This is a genomic window from Bradyrhizobium sp. USDA 4486 (assembly GCF_054057995.1).
This window is the reverse complement of record NZ_JBSRZV010000001.1, coordinates 8,140,428-8,156,610: the sequence shown is the minus strand read 5'-3', so window position 1 is coordinate 8,156,610 and position 16,183 is coordinate 8,140,428. Positions and strand designations below refer to the sequence as shown.

The 16,183-nt window shown below is 64.6% G+C and carries 10 protein-coding genes; 8 read left to right on the top strand and 2 right to left on the bottom strand.

What is annotated here, in order from left to right; all coding sequences use genetic code 11:
* Positions 1–5: 5 nt before the first annotated feature.
* The 5 genes from gnd to ACVWY3_RS38495 are packed head-to-tail and all read left to right on the top strand — an operon-like array spanning position 6 to position 4,665.
* Positions 6–1,004 (top strand): phosphogluconate dehydrogenase (NAD(+)-dependent, decarboxylating), encoded by a 999-nt coding sequence (gene gnd, locus ACVWY3_RS38515; protein WP_456843115.1) that lies wholly within the window; start codon positions 6–8, stop codon positions 1,002–1,004.
* 53 nt (positions 1,005–1,057) lie between these two features.
* Positions 1,058–2,569, top strand: a complete 1,512-nt coding sequence (gene zwf, locus ACVWY3_RS38510; protein WP_456843114.1) for a glucose-6-phosphate dehydrogenase — start codon at positions 1,058–1,060, stop codon at positions 2,567–2,569.
* Positions 2,566–3,315 carry a 6-phosphogluconolactonase gene (gene pgl, locus ACVWY3_RS38505; protein ID WP_456843113.1) on the top strand — a complete coding sequence of 250 codons (750 nt, stop codon included), beginning with the start codon at positions 2,566–2,568 and terminating at the stop codon, positions 3,313–3,315. Before zwf ends, pgl begins: the two co-directional genes overlap by 4 nt.
* A complete protein-coding gene (locus tag ACVWY3_RS38500; protein WP_456843112.1) occupies positions 3,302–3,838 on the top strand; it encodes a gluconokinase in 537 nt (178 codons plus the stop codon). The genes pgl and ACVWY3_RS38500 overlap by 14 nt, the downstream gene beginning before the upstream one ends.
* Positions 3,839–3,852: 14 nt before the next feature.
* On the top strand, positions 3,853–4,665 hold the full coding sequence (locus ACVWY3_RS38495) for an HAD family hydrolase (RefSeq protein WP_456843111.1): 813 nt from the start codon (positions 3,853–3,855) through the stop codon (positions 4,663–4,665).
* Positions 4,666–4,804: 139 nt separating this feature from the next.
* On the opposite strand, the gene ACVWY3_RS38490 is transcribed toward ACVWY3_RS38495, so the two are convergent.
* On the bottom strand, positions 4,805–6,604 hold the full coding sequence (locus ACVWY3_RS38490; RefSeq protein WP_456843110.1) for a glycoside hydrolase family 15 protein: 1,800 nt from the start codon (positions 6,602–6,604) through the stop codon (positions 4,805–4,807).
* 30 nt (positions 6,605–6,634) lie between these two features.
* The gene (gene malQ / locus ACVWY3_RS38485; RefSeq protein ID WP_456843109.1) at positions 6,635–8,593 is read right to left on the bottom strand and encodes a 4-alpha-glucanotransferase; all 1,959 of its coding nucleotides are present in this window, start codon (positions 8,591–8,593) and stop codon (positions 6,635–6,637) included.
* Positions 8,594–8,797: 204 nt separating this feature from the next.
* Here malQ and ACVWY3_RS38480 point away from each other — a divergent pair, with 204 nt between their 5' ends.
* The 3 genes from ACVWY3_RS38480 to glgB are packed head-to-tail and all read left to right on the top strand — an operon-like array spanning position 8,798 to position 16,180.
* Positions 8,798–10,744, top strand: a complete 1,947-nt coding sequence (locus ACVWY3_RS38480) for a maltotransferase domain-containing protein (protein ID WP_456843108.1) — start codon at positions 8,798–8,800, stop codon at positions 10,742–10,744.
* A gap of 11 nt (positions 10,745–10,755) precedes the next feature.
* On the top strand, positions 10,756–14,049 hold the full coding sequence (gene treS, locus ACVWY3_RS38475; protein WP_456843107.1) for a maltose alpha-D-glucosyltransferase: 3,294 nt from the start codon (positions 10,756–10,758) through the stop codon (positions 14,047–14,049).
* Entirely contained in the window at positions 14,042–16,180 is a 2,139-nt protein-coding gene (glgB, locus tag ACVWY3_RS38470; protein WP_456843106.1) for a 1,4-alpha-glucan branching protein GlgB, read from the top strand. The genes treS and glgB overlap by 8 nt, the downstream gene beginning before the upstream one ends.
* The last annotated feature ends 3 nt before the right edge of the window (positions 16,181–16,183 follow it).

Below are 16,183 nucleotides of genomic sequence, written 5' to 3'. Positions count from 1 at the left end.
CTCACATGCAACTCGGCATGATCGGCCTCGGCCGGATGGGCGGCAACATCGTTCGCCGCCTGATGCGCCACGGCCATACGACCGTGGTCTATGACAAGGACGCCAAGGCCGTCGCGGGCCTGGCCGCAGACGGCGCGGTGGGCTCGGCGACGCTGGAAGAGTTCATCTCGAAACTCGAGCGGCCCCGCACGGCCTGGGTGATGCTGCCAGCCGGCCACATCACCGAGACCACGATCGAGAGGATCGCGAAGGTGATGCAGGACGGCGATGTCATCATCGACGGCGGCAATACCTTCTGGCAGGACGACGTCCGCCGCGGCAAGGCGCTGAAGGCGCGCGGCATCCATTATGTCGACGTCGGCACCTCCGGCGGCGTCTGGGGCCTCGACCGCGGCTATTGCATGATGATCGGCGGCGAGAAGGCCGTGGTGGACCGGCTCGACCCGATCTTCGCCGCGCTCGCGCCCGGCGCCGGCGACATTCCGCGCACCGAAGGACGCGAGGGGCGCGATCCCCGCATCGAGCAGGGCTACATCCATGCAGGTCCCGTCGGCGCGGGGCACTTCGTCAAGATGATCCACAACGGCATCGAGTACGGCCTGATGCAGGCCTATGCCGAAGGCTTCGACATCCTCAAGAACGCCAACATCGAGGCCCTGCCGGCGGATCATCGCTACGATTTCGATCTTGCCGACATCGCCGAAGTGTGGCGCCGCGGCAGCGTGATCCCGTCCTGGCTGCTCGACCTCACCTCCACCGCGCTCGCCGACAGCCCGCTTCTGTCGGAATATTCCGGCTTCGTGGAGGATTCCGGCGAGGGCCGCTGGACCGTGAATGCAGCGATCGACGAGGCCGTGCCGGCCGAGGTGCTGACCGCGGCGCTCTACACACGTTTCCGTTCCCGCAAGGAACACACCTTCGCGGAGAAAATTCTCTCCGCGATGCGTGCGGGTTTCGGCGGCCACAAAGAGCCGAAGCCGCCGGGCGCTGCAAAGCCCAAATAAGAGCTGAAATAAAAAGCTCAGGTCAGAAGCAACAAAGCGAAGGCCAACAATTCGTGACAAAAGACCCGAAAGCCAAGCGCAAGCCGGAAAATTGCGCCTTCGTCATCTTCGGCGTCACCGGCGACCTCACCCATCGCCTGGTGATGCCGTCGCTCTACAATCTCGCCGCCGAGCACCTGCTGCCGGAAAAATTCTGTGTCGTCGGCGTGGCCCGCCGGGGCCAGTCGGATGACGAGCTGCGCGACAGCCTGCTGAAGGGCCTCCGGCAATTCGCGACGCGCCCTGTGGACGACGACATCGCCCGCAAGCTGCTGGAATGCGTGACCTTCGTCGAAGCCGATGCGAAGGACCCGCCCTCCTTCGACCGTTTGCGCGATCATCTGGATTCGCTGGAATGCGCGCAGGACACCGGCGGCAACCGGCTGTTCTATCTGGCGACCCCGCCGGCTGCGTTCGCACCGACCGCGCGCGAGCTTGGCCGCACCGGCATGATGACGGAGCACGGCGCCTGGCGGCGGCTCGTGATCGAGAAGCCGTTCGGCACCGACCTCGCCTCGGCACGCGCGCTGAACGCCGAGCTGCTCAAGATCATGGACGAGCACCAGATCTACCGGATCGATCACTATCTCGGCAAGGAGACGGTGCAGAACATCCTGGTGCTGCGCTTTGCCAACGGCATGTTCGAGCCGATCTGGAATCGCAACCATATCGATCACGTCCAGATCACGGTGGAAGAGAAGCTCGGCGTCGGCCATCGCGGCGGCTTCTACGACGCCACCGGCGCGCTTCGCGACATGGTGCCGAACCATCTGTTCCAGCTGATGTCGCTGGTGGCGATGGAGCCCCCCGCACGATTCGACGCGCATTCCGTGCGCTCGGAGAAGGCCGATGTGCTCACCGCGATCCAGCAGCCGAACGAGGAAGAGGCCTTGAGAAGCTCGGTGCGCGCGCAATATCTCGCGGGGCGCATCGGCGATGACGAGATTCCGGACTATCGCAAGACCGAGGACGTCAAGCCCGGCAGCACCACCGAGACTTTTGTCGCGCTGAAGCTGATGATCGACAATTGGCGCTGGGCCGGCGTGCCGTTCTACTTGCGCACCGGCAAGGCGCTGGGCCACAAGCGCACTGAGGTCGCGATCAAGTTCAAGCAGGCGCCGCTGTCGATGTTCTCAGGCACCGACGTCGACCGCCTGTCGCAGAACTTCCTCACCATCGGCATCGCGCCGACCGAGACCATCGAGTTGCAGTTCAACGCCAAGGTTCCGGGGCCGAGCATCACCATCGACGGCGTCGAGATGAAGTTCAAGTACGGCGACTATTTCCGCGCCGATCCCTCGACCGGTTACGAGACGCTGATCTACGACTGCATGATCGGCGACAACATCCTGTTTCAGCGCGCCGACGGCGTCGAGGCCGGATGGCAGGCGGTGCAGCCGTTCCTGGACGCCTGGAAAAATGCCGGCACCAATGGCATCGAAACCTATCAGGCCGGCAGCGACGGTCCGAAATGTGCCGACGAGCTGCTTCGCCGCGACGGGCGCAGCTGGCGGAAATTTTCGTGATGGCGGCCGGCCGGCCGGAGCTGATCGTCACGGCCGACGCCGAGGCCCTGGCGCAAGCCGCAGCCGAGCGAGTGATGGCGCGGATATCAGCCAATCCCTCGCGCATCGCGATCTGCCTGACCGGCGGGTCGAGCCCGAAGAAGCTGTATCAACTGCTCGGCAGCGAGGCATGGCGCGGCAGGATTCCGTGGGACCGCGTGCACTGGTTCATCGGCGACGAACGCTTCGTGCCCGAGAGCGATCCTCTCAACAACATGGCGGTGGCGCGGGCGACCTTTCTCGATCGCAACGCGCCGTCCGGACATATCCATCCGATCCCGACCGCGGCGGAAAATCCCGATGCGAGCGCCGCGGCCTATGCGCGCGAGCTGCAGGCCTTCTACGGCTCGGACCGGCTCGATCCGAAGCGGCCGCTGTTCGATCTCGTCCTGATGGGCGCGGGGCCGGACGGCCACACCGCCTCGCTGTTTCCCGGCTATCCCGAAATCGAAGAGACCACGCGCTGGGTCGTCGGCGTGCCCAGGGCCAATGTCGCCCCGTTCGTGCCGCGGGTGTCGCTCACCCTGCCCGCCTTGGCGTCGTGCCGCGAAATGCTGTTCGAGATTGCCGGGCACGACAAGCAGCCGATCTTGACGCGCCTCGTCAATGGCGAGAATCTGCCGGCCGTACGCGCGCGCTCGAATGGTGAGACCATCTGGCTGGTCGACAGGGCCGCGCTTCCGGAGGGGATTCGTGGCGGGCGTTGAAGCACCTTGTGCGTTGATCGTGATGGGCGTGTCGGGTTCAGGCAAGAGTACGGTTGCAGCCGCGCTCGGTGAGCGGCTCGGCTGGCGCTTCGAGGACGGCGACAGCTTTCACCCCGCCAGCAATGTCGAGAAGATGCGCGCCGGCCATCCGCTCACCGACGAGGACCGCTGGCCCTGGCTCAACGCCATCGCCGACGAGATCGCGCGAGTCTGCGGCAAGGGCGGGCACGTCATCATTGCCTGCTCGGCGCTGAAGCACGCCTATCGCGACGTGCTGCTGCGCGGACGCGACGACGTCCGCTTCGTGTTCCTGAGAGGCACGAAGGAGCTGATCGCCGAGCGGCTCGCGCGGCGCAAGGGCCATTTCATGCCGCCCGAATTGCTGACCAGTCAGTTCAACACGCTGGAGCCGCCGGAGGCTGGCGAGCACGTCATCACCGTCTCGATCGACGAGACGGTCGAGGCGATCGTGGACGGTATCGTGCGACAACTGAAACTGGGCGGCGCGACGCTGAGGTCATAACCCAAGGTCCTGCCATGACGAAAATCTCACTCGTGGTGTCCGACGTCGACGGCACGCTGCTGACCAAGGACAAGACGCTGACCGAGCGGGCGCGGAGCGCGGTGCAGCGGTTGCACAAGACCGGCATCGGCTTCACCATCACGTCCAGCCGGCCGGCGATCGGCATGCGCTTCCTGATCGAGCCACTGGCGCTGTGGCTGCCGGTCGGCCCGTTCAACGGCTCCTCGATCATCGATCCCGAGATGAGGCCGGTCGAGCAACACCTGATTCCGGCGAGTGCCGCCGAACGAACCTTGAAGATCTTGCGCGAATTCGGCGCCGACATCTGGGTCTTCACCGCCGACAAATGGCTGATCGACAATCCCAACGGCAGCTACGTCGCGCATGAGCAGCACACCATCCGTGCCGATCCGACCATCGTCACCGACTTCTTGCCGTACCTCGCCAGCGCCTGCAAGATCGTCGGCGCCAGCCCCGATGCTGCGCGCCTTGCCGCTTGCGAGAAGGTGATGCAGGAGGCGCTCGGCAGCGCCGCGACCGCGGTGCGCTCGCAGACCTATTATCTCGACATCACCCCGCCCGGCTTCAACAAGGGCACCTTCGTGCAGGCCATGGCCAAGCGGCTCGGCATCTCCACCGACGCAGTCGCCACCATCGGCGACATGCAGAACGATCTCGCCATGTTCGGCGTCAGCGGCACGTCGATCGCCATGGGCAACGCCGCCGACAACGTCAAGGACCAGGCCACCCACGTCACGGGCACCAACGAGCAGGACGGTTTTGCCGAGGCGATGGAGATGGTTTTGAAATGGAATGGGGTGGGGTGAGGCTTGACTTTTGGCCGCCGCCTCGGCGCACGCCTCGTCCTTAGACGCCCGCTTCGGCGGTCTCTGCGGGCGAGCTGTCCGCCACACTGCTTCATATGCGGCGGCCCTGCCCGCAGGAACGGAAAGAGTGCCGCCATCCTTACTTCGACCGCTGCATTGCCGGCTTCTCGCTCTTTTGCCTGGCCGCCGAAAGATTATGCGCGGTGTTGATCAACGCGATGTGGGTCAGGGCCTGCGGAAAATTGCCGGTCTGGCGATGCGCCACGGAATCGTATTCCTCGGCGAGTAGCCCAACGTCGTTCGCGATGCCGACCACACGGTCGAACAAGACTTGCGCCTTGTCGAGATCGCCCGAGAGCACATAGGCATCGGCGAGCCACAGGCTGCAGGCCAGGAACGCACCTTCGAGCGGCGGCTGGCCGGCGGAGAGCTCGCGCGGATCGTGCCGCAGCACGAAACCGTCGCGCATCAGGTGCTGTTCGACCGCCGCGATGGTGCCGCGGATTCGCGGGTCGTCCGCGGGCAGGAAGCCGACCCCCGGCAACAGCAGCACGCTGGCATCGAGCAGCTTCGAGCCATAGGACTCGACGAATGCGTTCTCCTCCGCGTCGAAACCCTTGTTGCAGACGTCGCGATGAATGGCCTCGCGCAGCATTTGCCAATGCAAGAGCGGCGCCTTGAAGCCGAAAGTCTCGGCGCTCTTGATGCCGCGGTCGAACGCGACCCAGGTCATCACCTTGGAGAAGACGTAATGCTTCGGCTGGCCGCGCCGCTCCCAGATGCCGTGATCGGGCTTGTCCCAGACCTCGGCGAGGTGATTGAGCACGTTGCATTCCAATGCCCAGCTCTCCTCGTCGAGCTTCAGCTTGGCCATGCGCGACTGGTGGAAGGCGTCGATCAACTCGCCATAGACGTCGAGCTGGAGCTGCGCATGCGCGGCATTGCCGACGCGCACCGGCTGGGCACCCTCATAGCCGGCGAGCCAGCTCGCCTCCCATTCCAGCAGACGCCGCTGGCCCCAGATGCCGTACATGATCTGCATATTCGCCGGCGCACCGGCGGCCGCGCGCAAGAGCCAGTTGTGCCAGGCCGAGGCTTCCTCGGTGTAGCCCGAGTTCATCAGCGCCAGCAGCGTGAAGGTGGCGTCGCGCAACCAGCAGAAGCGGTAATCCCAGTTCCTGCTGCCGCCGAGCTTCTCCGGCAGCGACGTGGTGGGCGCTGCGACGATGCCGCCGGTGGGCCCGAAGGTCAGCGCCTTCAGCGTGATCAGCGAGCGCAGGACGAGATCGTGATAGGGGCCGTCGCGGGTGCAATGGCTGCACCACTCCTTCCAGAACTCTTCCGTCTCTTGAAGCGCGCGCTCGGGGTCGATCGGCCCTGGCGGCTCGAGATGCGAGGGGCCGTAGGTCAGCACGAACGGCACGGTCTCGCCTTCTTTCACCTCGAAATCGGACACCGTGGTCAGATCCTCGCCGCGGGTTTCGGCGGGCGTGCGCAGCACCGTCATGTCCTGGCCGCAGATCGCGAGCAGCGAATGATCGATCCGCCGCACCCAGGGAATGTCGGCGCCGAAGCCGAAGCGGATCACGAGCTGCATCCGCATCTTCACCGTGCCGCTGACGCCGCGCACCAGCCGGACGATGTCCGAGGCCTTGCCGCGCGGCGGCATGAAGTCGACCAGCGCGACGGTGCCGGTCTTGGTCTCAAAGCGTGTTTCGAGGATGAGGGTGTTGCCGAGATAACGACGCGACGTTGCGGTCACGTCTTCGCTCGGCGCGATCAGCCAGCGGCCGTTCCTGTTTGTCCCGAGGATTGCAGCAAAACAGGCGTCGGAATCGAAGGCGGGCCAGCACAGCCAGTCGATCGAGCCGTTGCGCCCGACCAGCGCAGCGGTCTCGCAATCGCCGATTAGCGCATAGTCCTCGATCCTCTGAGACAATGTCGTTCGAGCCTGGGGAACCCCGGCTGGTTAACGCCCGCCGGGCAATGAACGTTCCCGCGTCGCAGCCTTCAAAGCCGCGAGATCGATCTTCGCGGCGATCTGGTCGAGCGCAACGGGTAAGCGCTGGCGCCAGTTCGGATGCTCGTCGATCGTGCCGGGAATGTTGGGCTGGTCGATGACGCCGAGCAGGTCCTCCAGCGACACCGCGAGCAGCCGCGACGGCGTACGCGACAGGAAGGCAAGCACCGAATAGAGGTCGTTGGCATTGATGCCGTTCTGCCGCAGGATCTCGTCGAGCGCGCCGAGCGCGTCCCAGCGCGCCTGGTCGTCCTCGCCGGGATCGAGCCCGAGCGAGCGCTTCATCTTGAGGTCACTGAACGAGCGCCAGCCGGCATAGGTGCAGAGATCATGCGTGTTCAGCGTCACCAGCGCATTCGGCCGGTAATGGTCGATGTTGCGGAAATGACCGGAATCGTCACGCTCGAACATCATGACGAGATAGGACCAGATGCCGAAATCCTGCATGGTCTCGCGGAAACCTTCCGGCACCGTGCCGAGGTCCTCGCCGATCACGATGCATTTGTGGGCTGCGCTCTCGCGCACCACCGCGCCGAGCAGCGCCTCGAACGGCATCTGCACATAGGCGCCGTTGTCGGGCTTGAAGCCGCGCGGCACCAGATAAAGCCGCTTCAGGCCTAGGACGTGGTCGAGCCTGATGGCACCGGCATGGCGCATCGAGGCCGCCAGCATGTCGGCGAACGGCACGAAGGATTGGGCCTCCAAGCCTCCGGCGTTGAAGCCGGCAAGGCCCCAGTCCTGGCCGACGGTGTTGAGCACGTCGGGCGGCGCCCCGACGGCGAGATGGCGCGAGATCGCCATCTGCTCGTTCCAGGCATCGAAGCCGTTGGACTGCACGCCGACGGCGACGTCGAGATAGAGCCCGACACGCATGCCGAGCTGGTTCGCCAGCTCCCTGGCGGCACGCAATTGGCTGTCGGCGGTCCATTGCACGAATTCGACGAACTCGACCTCACGCTTGTCCGGCCCATTGCGCAAGCCAGCGCATTTCGCCTCATCCGGCTGCTGCCATTCCGCCGGCCATTCCCACCACGGCCCCGTGAAGCGATGGCGCAGCACCTCGAAACAGGCAAAGCGCGACAACAGCGGCGCGCGGTCGGCGCGGAAGGCGTCGAACGCTTTCCGGCGGGCCTCGCTCGCGCTGGTCACGAAGCTGTTGAATGCGGCACGCAAGGCCAGCCATTTCAATGCCGCTATATCGGCATAGGGTACGCGATCGCCTTCGCGGAGCCGCGCAGCGGTCGCAGCCGCGTCGGGCACGAGATCGGCGGAAAATTCCGGGATCGCCTCGACGTCGATGTAGAGCGGATTGAGGAACAGCCGGCTGTTCGGCGAATACGGGCTGCAATCTGAGGGATGATCGTCGAACAGCACGTGCAGCGGGTTGAGGCCGACGCCGTCCGCCCCGAGCTGCTTTGCCAGCCGGAGAAGTCCGGCCAGATCGGTGAAATCGCCGATGCCCCAATTGCGGTCCGAGCGGACGCTGTAGAGCTGCACGGCGAGCAACCAGCCACGATCGAAATCGCCGCCGAAGGCGCGCTCCGGCGCCACGATCATCGGCACCTCTTCGCTCACGCCGTCGGCATCGGTAAGCGTCAGCCGGTGATAGCCGAGCGGCAGGCCCGCGGGCCAGGCGATCACGGGCTCGCGCGTTTCGCCTTGCGCGATGATCTTGTCCTTGCCGATTTTCCATGCGAGCGGCGCCGCGCCGATCGCGGTCAATTCGGTGCGCGGATGGCCCAGGGCACGGACCACGACCGGCCCACTGACGAAGCGATAGACCCGCTTCTCCGGCAGGGCGTCGAGGATGGATTTGAGTGCCACGGGATCAGTGACCCGCGGCTTGCCTAGGGCGTCGATGAATTCGGATTGAACGCCCTTGATCCGGGCTTGAGCTAAAAGATCCATTCGGCACGCAGCTTGCAGGCCATTGTTTGGCCGGTGGCATCGATTTTAACGAGGTCGCGGAAGAGGTTAGTCAGGGGTAACTCGCAAACTGCGCTTGCCGTTCCCAAGGGAACCAATGACACACAAGCGGCTTTCTATAGTGGTACCAAGCGTAGGTTCCCGACAAGGGAAACGGGCTCCTGCTTTCTTGTCAATGGCATCACCGTGAACAAGACAATTCAAACTGTCGAGAGTGCCGCTGCCGGCAGCGCTTTCCTCATCGAAGACGTCTATCCTTCGGTCGACGGCGGCCGTTTCGCCGTGAAGCGGATCGCGGGCGAACGGGTCGAGGTGTGGGCCGACATCTACCGCGACGGCGATGCCGTGAGATCAGCCGCGCTGATCTGGCGAGGAGAGCAGGACCGCGAATGGCAGAGCGAGCCGATGATCCATCACGGCAATGACCGCTGGTCCGGCGCGTTCACGCCCAAAGAGCCCGGCCAATATGTCTACGCGATCGAGGCCTGGACCGACGAATTTGCGACCTGGTCAAACGGTGTCGCGCGAAAACAGCGCATCGGCGCCGATGTCAGCCTCGACGCGGTCGAGGGCGCCGGCCTGCTGACCAAGGCGCATGGCGCAGGACAGGACGCCGCAGCTGTCATCATCAGGCAGTGCGAGGACTATCTTCAGACCGGCAATGTCGCCCCATTGCTTGCGGCCGAGCTCGGCAAGGCCATGGCCGAAAGCCAGTCGCGACCCGACCTGACCCGCTCGCCGAACTTCCCGCTTGTTATCGACCGCAACAAGGCGCGCTTTGGCGCCTGGTATCAGATGATGCCGCGCAGCCAGAGCCGGGTTCCCGGCCGGCACGGCACGCTCCGCGACTGCATAGCCCGGGTGCCCGATATCGCCGGGATGGGCTTCGACGTGCTCTACCTCACGCCGATCCACCCGATCGGCCGCACCAGCCGCAAGGGCCGCAACAATGCGCCGGTGGCGACCGAAGGCGAGCCCGGCTCGCCCTATGCGATCGGCTCCGCCGAGGGCGGACACGATGCCGTGCATCCCGAGCTCGGGACCATCGAGGATTTCCGCGCACTGGTCGCCACTTGCCTCGAATACGGCCTCGAGCTCGCGCTCGACTTCGCCGTGCAATGCTCGCCCGACCATCCCTGGCTGACGCAGCATCCCGAATGGTTCAAATGGCGGCCGGACCGCTCGGTGCGGACGGCCGATAGTCCCTACTCGGACATCGTCATCCCCGATTTCGCCTCGGTCGATCGGGTCGGGCTGTGGAACGCCTTCCGCGACGCCATGCTGTTCTGGATCGACCATGGCGTCACCATCTTCGCCATCGACAACCACGACACCGCGCCGCTGCCGTTCTGGGACTGGCTGATCGGCGACATCCGCCGCCGGCACCCCGAGGTGATCCTGTTCTCGAAGACCTTTACAAAGCCGAAGCTGATGAAGGGCCTCGCCAAGCTCGGCTTCGCGCAGTCCTTCACCTATTTCCCATGGCGCACTTTGAGGTGGGAGCTGGAACAATATCTCGGTGAGCTGACGCGCTATCCCGAGCGGGACTTCTATCGGCCGAACTTGTTCGTGAACACGCCTGACCTCCTGCCCTTTCATCTCCAGAGCGGCGAGACCTGGGTCTTCAAATCGCGCGTCGCGCTGGCAGCGACGCTGTCGGGCAGCTTCGGCATCTACAGCGGTTTCGAGCTGCTCGAACACGAGGCCGTGCCCGGCCGCGAAGAGTATCAGGATTCCGAGAAGTACCAGATCAAGCAGCGCGAGTGGGACAAGCCGGGCAATATCAAGGCCTACATCGCCGCGCTCAACCGCATCCGCAACGAGAACGCGGCGCTTCAGCAGACGGCGAACCTGCGCTTCCTCGGCGTCGAGGACGGCGAGACGATCGCCTTTGCCAAGGAGGCGACTGACCCGGCCAACACGGTGATCGCGGTCATCGCTCTCTCGCGCCATCCGCGCGAATTCTGGCTGCCGCTCGGCGATCTCGCCATCGCGGCCGGCGGCGAACGCCGCCACGTCACCGCACTCGAAAATCTCCTCACCGGCGAACAATCCCGCATCGAATGGGGTGGGCTCAAATTGCGTATCGACCCCGACCACGATCCGGCACTCTTGTTTCGCTGCCTGGCGTAAGGGGCCACGCCATGAATGTTTTGTCTTCCGTCGATGCCAAGAAGGCTGAGTCTGCCGAGATCGTGGACGAGCTCTGGTACAAGGATGCCATCATCTACCAACTCCACGTCAAGGCCTTTGCCGACAGCAACAATGACGGCATCGGCGACTTCGTGGGACTGACCGAGAAGCTGCCCTATCTCCAGGATCTCGGCGTCACCGCGCTGTGGCTGCTGCCGTTCTATCCCTCGCCCGGCCGCGACGACGGCTACGACATCGCCGACTACGGCTCGGTCAATCCCGATTTCGGGACGATGAAGGATTTCAAGCGCTTCATCCAGGAAGCGCAGAAGCGCGGCCTGCGCGTCATCACCGAGCTCGTCGTCAACCACACCTCCGACCAGCACAAATGGTTCAAGCGCGCGCGCCGCAGCCATCCGGGCTCGAGCGCCCGCAACTGGTATGTCTGGAGCGACACCGACCAGAAATACCAGGGCACGCGCATCATCTTCACCGACACCGAGAAGTCGAACTGGACCTGGGATCCGGAGGCCGGCGCGTTCTACTGGCACCGCTTCTTCTCGCACCAGCCGGACCTCAATTTCGACAATCCGCGCGTCGTCAGCGCCATCATCCAGGTTATGAAGCGCTGGCTCGACGCCGGGGTCGACGGCTTCCGGCTCGACGCCATTCCCTATCTCTGCGAGCGTGAGGGCACCTCGAACGAGAACCTCCCGGAGACGCATGCGATCATCAAGCGCCTGCGCCAGGAGCTCGATGCGTACTCCAAGGGCAAGCTGCTGCTGGCGGAGGCCAACCAATGGCCGGAGGACGTGCAGGAATATTTCGGCCGTGGTGACGAGTGCCACATGGCCTATCACTTCCCGCTGATGCCGCGCATCTACATGGCGATCGCGCAGGAGGACCGCTTCCCGATCACCGACATCTTGCGCCAGACGCCGGACATCCCGGCGAACTGCCAATGGGCTCTGTTCCTGCGCAATCACGACGAATTGACGCTGGAGATGGTCACCGACGTCGAGCGCGACTATCTCTGGACCACCTATGCCAACGATCCGCGCGCGCGCATCAACGTCGGTATCCGCCGGCGCCTGGCGCCGCTGATGGACAACGACCGGCGCAAGATCGAGCTAATGAACTCGCTGCTGCTGTCCTTCCCCGGCACGCCGATCATCTATTACGGCGATGAGATCGGGATGGGCGACAACATCTATCTCGGCGATCGCAACGGCGTGCGCACGCCGATGCAATGGAGCCCGGACCGCAATGGCGGCTTCTCGCGTTGCGATCCGGCCCGGCTCTACGCGCCGCTGATCATGGACCCCGTCTACGGCTACGAATCGGTGAACGTGGAGGCGCAGTCGCGCAGCTTGTCCTCGCTGCTCAGCGCGACCAAGCGCCTGATCTCGGTGCGCAAATCGACGCTCGCGTTCGGCCGCGGCAGCATGACCTTCATCCGCCCGGCCAATCGCGCCGTGCTGGCCTATGTCCGGCAATATCGCGACGAGGTCATCCTCTGCGTCGCCAACCTGTCGCGCGCGGCCCAGGCGACCGAGCTCGATCTGTCGCCGTGGAAGGACCGCATCCCGCAGGAGATGCTGGGACGCACGCGTTTCCCGGCGATCGGCGAATTGCCGTACATGATCACGCTGGGGCCCTACGGCTTCTACTGGTTCCAGCTTCAGGAGCGCGACAAGTCCGAGCCGGTGACGCCACGCGCGGTGCCGGAGTTCGAGACGCTGGTCGTGCCGGTGAATTCGAACTGGGTTTCCCTCGCCCGCGAGCGCGGGGTGTTCGAGCGCGACGTGCTGCCGGGATTCCTGGCACGGACGCGGTGGTATCCCGACCATAATCCCAAGCACATCAAGACCGCGCTGACGTCGGCGGTGCCGTTCTGCGACATCGGCGACAACCGGCCCTGGATCGCGTTCTTCGAGAGCAAGCATGGAGAAGCGGTGACGCGCTACGTGCTGCCGTTGCAGATCGAGTGGGTACGCTTCGACCGCGAGCGCTTCAACCCCAAGGCGCTCGCCGCCGTGCGCCAGGGCGCACGCGAGGGCACGCTGCTCGATGTCGCGACGGAGCAGATTTTCATCGGCCTGTTCCTGCGCAATCTGTCGCAGAATCTCGTGGTGGAAGAGAACAATCTGCGGCTGGAGTTCAAGCCTACAAGCCGCTTCGCCGACTACATCATCAAGGAGCCCGAGCGCATCCGCGCCATCGAGCAGTCGAACAGCAGTGCGCTGGTCGACAACCAATATGTCGCCAAGATCTACCGCCGACTCCAAAGCGGGATCAGTCCCGAGATCGAGATCGGCCACTACCTCACGGAAGTAGCCCGCTTTGCCAATACGCCGGCACTGCTCGGCAGCGTCGAGCTGGTCGAGGGCGATCACCGCAGCGCGATCGGCGTGCTGCATGCCTATGTCGAGAACCAGGGCGACGGCTGGACCGTGACCACGGGCTATCTCGATCGCTATATCGACGAGCAGCGCGTCCTGCCGCCGGGCGAGATGCGCCGCGAGACCCAGGGGCAGGCCCCCTATCTGCATTTCATGGCGCAGATCGGCCGAAGGCTCGGCGAGCTGCATGTGGCACTGGCCGCGGCAAAGACCGACGATCTTGCTCCTGAGCCGATCGGCTCCGCACACATCGAGCGCTGGGTCTCCGACCTCAAGGTGCGGGCCGAGCGGGTGTTCGAGCGTCTCGCTGAAAGCCGCGATGGCCTGCGGGAGGCGAACCAGCCGCTGGTCGACAGGCTTGGGGCGGCGCGTAGCGCCCTGCCCGACCGGCTGAATGCACTATTGCGTTCCGGGATCGGCGGGTTGAACATCCGTCATCATGGCGACTTCCGCCTCGGGCAAACTCTGATCGTGAAGGATGACATCTTCATCATCGATTTCGACGGCGATCCGCGTCTGCCGCTGGCCGACAAGCGGCGCAAGCTGCCTGCGGCGCGCGACGTCGCCGGTCTGATCCGCTCGATCGACCTTTCGGTTAACGCCGCCCTTGGCCGCGCGCTGACCGGCGCATCCGACGAGCAGGATCGGCTCGCCGCTGCGCTCGACGAATGGCGCGAGCGTGCGACCGCAACGTTCCTCAACGCCTATCGCGAAGCCATGACGGATCGCCGGCTCTGGCCCGACGACGCGCAAGCCGCGGACCACCTGTTAAGGTTCTTCCTGCTTGATCAAGCCTTCGACGAAGTAGAGTACGAGCTGTCCCACCGGCCTGAGGGGCTCCATGCGCCGCTGACCGGACTGCTTCGCATTCTGTCCAGTACCGAGAGCGAAGCCCATGCCTAAACTGCCTGCCGAAGCCTACGCCATCATCGAGGGCCGTCACTCGGATCCCTTCCGCTATCTCGGGCTGCATCCCGAGGGCGGCAGAAGCGTGGTGCGGGCGTTCGTGCCCGAAGCCTCCGATGTCGAGGCGGTCGGCGAGCATGGCGAGGTTGCGCCGCTCGACCGTGTCCACGATGCCGGCCTGTTCATCGGCGCGCTGCCCAATGGCTCGAAGCATTATCAGCTGCGCGCAAAATTCGGCGACAACGTCGTCGAGTTCGAGGACGCCTACCGCTTTCCGCCGATCCTGACCGATTTCGATCTGTACCTACTCGGCGAAGGCACCCATCAGCGCCTCTACGACAAGCTCGGCGCGCATCCGATGCGGCTCGAGGGCATCGACGGCGTCGGCTTCGTGGTGCTGGCGCCGAATGCGCGGCGCGTATCCGTGGTCGGCGATTTCAATTTCTGGGACGGGCGACGCCATCCGATGCGGGTGCGCGGGGCCGGCTATTGGGAATTGTTCATTCCCCACGCCAAGGCCGGCGATCACTACAAGTTCGAGATCATCGGGCCGCATGGCCATCTGCTGCCGCTGAAATCCGATCCGCTGGCGTTTGCGAGCGAACTCCGTCCGAAGACGGCTTCAATCGTATTCGACGAGGCGCGTCTGCCGCGGCCACGCCCGGCGCCCGACGGCATCAACGCGCTGTCGGCGCCGATCTCGATCTACGAGGTCCATCTCGGTTCGTGGCGGCGCAAGAACGGCAATGAATGGCTGACCTATCGCGAGCTCGCCGAGCAGTTGCCGGCCTATGCCCGCGACATGGGCTTCACCCATCTCGAATTCCTCCCCGTCAGCGAGCATCCGTTCGACGGCTCCTGGGGCTATCAGCCGACCGGCCTCTATGCGCCGACCAGCCGCTTCGGCTCGCCGGACGATTTCGCCGCCCTCGTCGATGCCTGCCACCGCGAGGGCATCGGCGTGCTGCTCGACTGGGTGCCCGGCCACTTCCCGGACGATCCGCACGGGCTCGGTCATTTCGACGGCACCTCGCTCTATGAGCACGCCAATCCGCTCCAGGGCCGCCATCTCGACTGGGGCACGCTGATCTACAATTACGGCCGCACCGAAGTGACGAACTTTCTGGTGTCGAACGCGCTGTTCTGGCTGGAGCGCTACGCGATCGACGGCCTGCGCGTCGACGCCGTCGCCTCCATGCTCTATCTCGACTACAGCCGCCCGCCCGGCGCCTGGATCCCGAACCAGTATGGCGGGCGCGAGAACATCGAGGCGATCAACTTCCTGCGCCGCTTCAACACCGAGCTGTTCGCACGCTTTCCGCAGGCGACCACGGCGGCGGAAGAGTCCACCGCATGGCCGCAGGTCTCGCGCCCGGTCGAGTTCGGCGGGCTGGGCTTCGGCTACAAGTGGAACATGGGCTGGATGCACGACACGCTGAGCTACATCAGCAAGGACCCGATCTATCGCAAGCACCATCACGGCGAGATCCTGTTCGGCCTGCACTACGCCTTCTCGGAGAATTTCATCTTGCCGCTGTCGCATGACGAGGTCGTGCACGGCAAGCGCTCGATTCTCGGTCGCATGCCCGGTGACGAATGGCAGCGCTTTGCGAATTTGCGCGCCTATTACAGCTTCATGTTCGGCCATCCCGGCAAGAAGCTGCTGTTCATGGGCGCCGAGATCGCGCAGAGCCGCGAATGGAATCACGACCAGTCGCTCGACTGGCACCTGCTCGAATACAAGTACCATTCGGGCATCCAGGCGCTGATCCGCGACCTCAACCGGCTCTATCGCGCCGTGCCGGCGCTGCACCAGATGGATTGCGACCAGGCCGGCTTCGAATGGCTGATCACCGACGACGCCAACCGCAACGTGTTCGCCTGGCTGCGCAAGGGCTTTGACGAGCATGCGCGGTGTCTCGTCATCGTCAACTTCTCTCCCAACGTCTATCGTAACTATCCCGTGCGCGTGCCCTTTGCCGGCAAGTGGAAAGAAGTGTTCAATTCGGACTCCGCCCATTATGGCGGCAGCAATGTCGGGAACATCGGCGAGGTACAGGCGGTTGACGGCGAGCTTCGCCTCACCGTTCCGCCGCTGGGCGCGATCTTCCTCGTTCCGGAAAGCTGACCC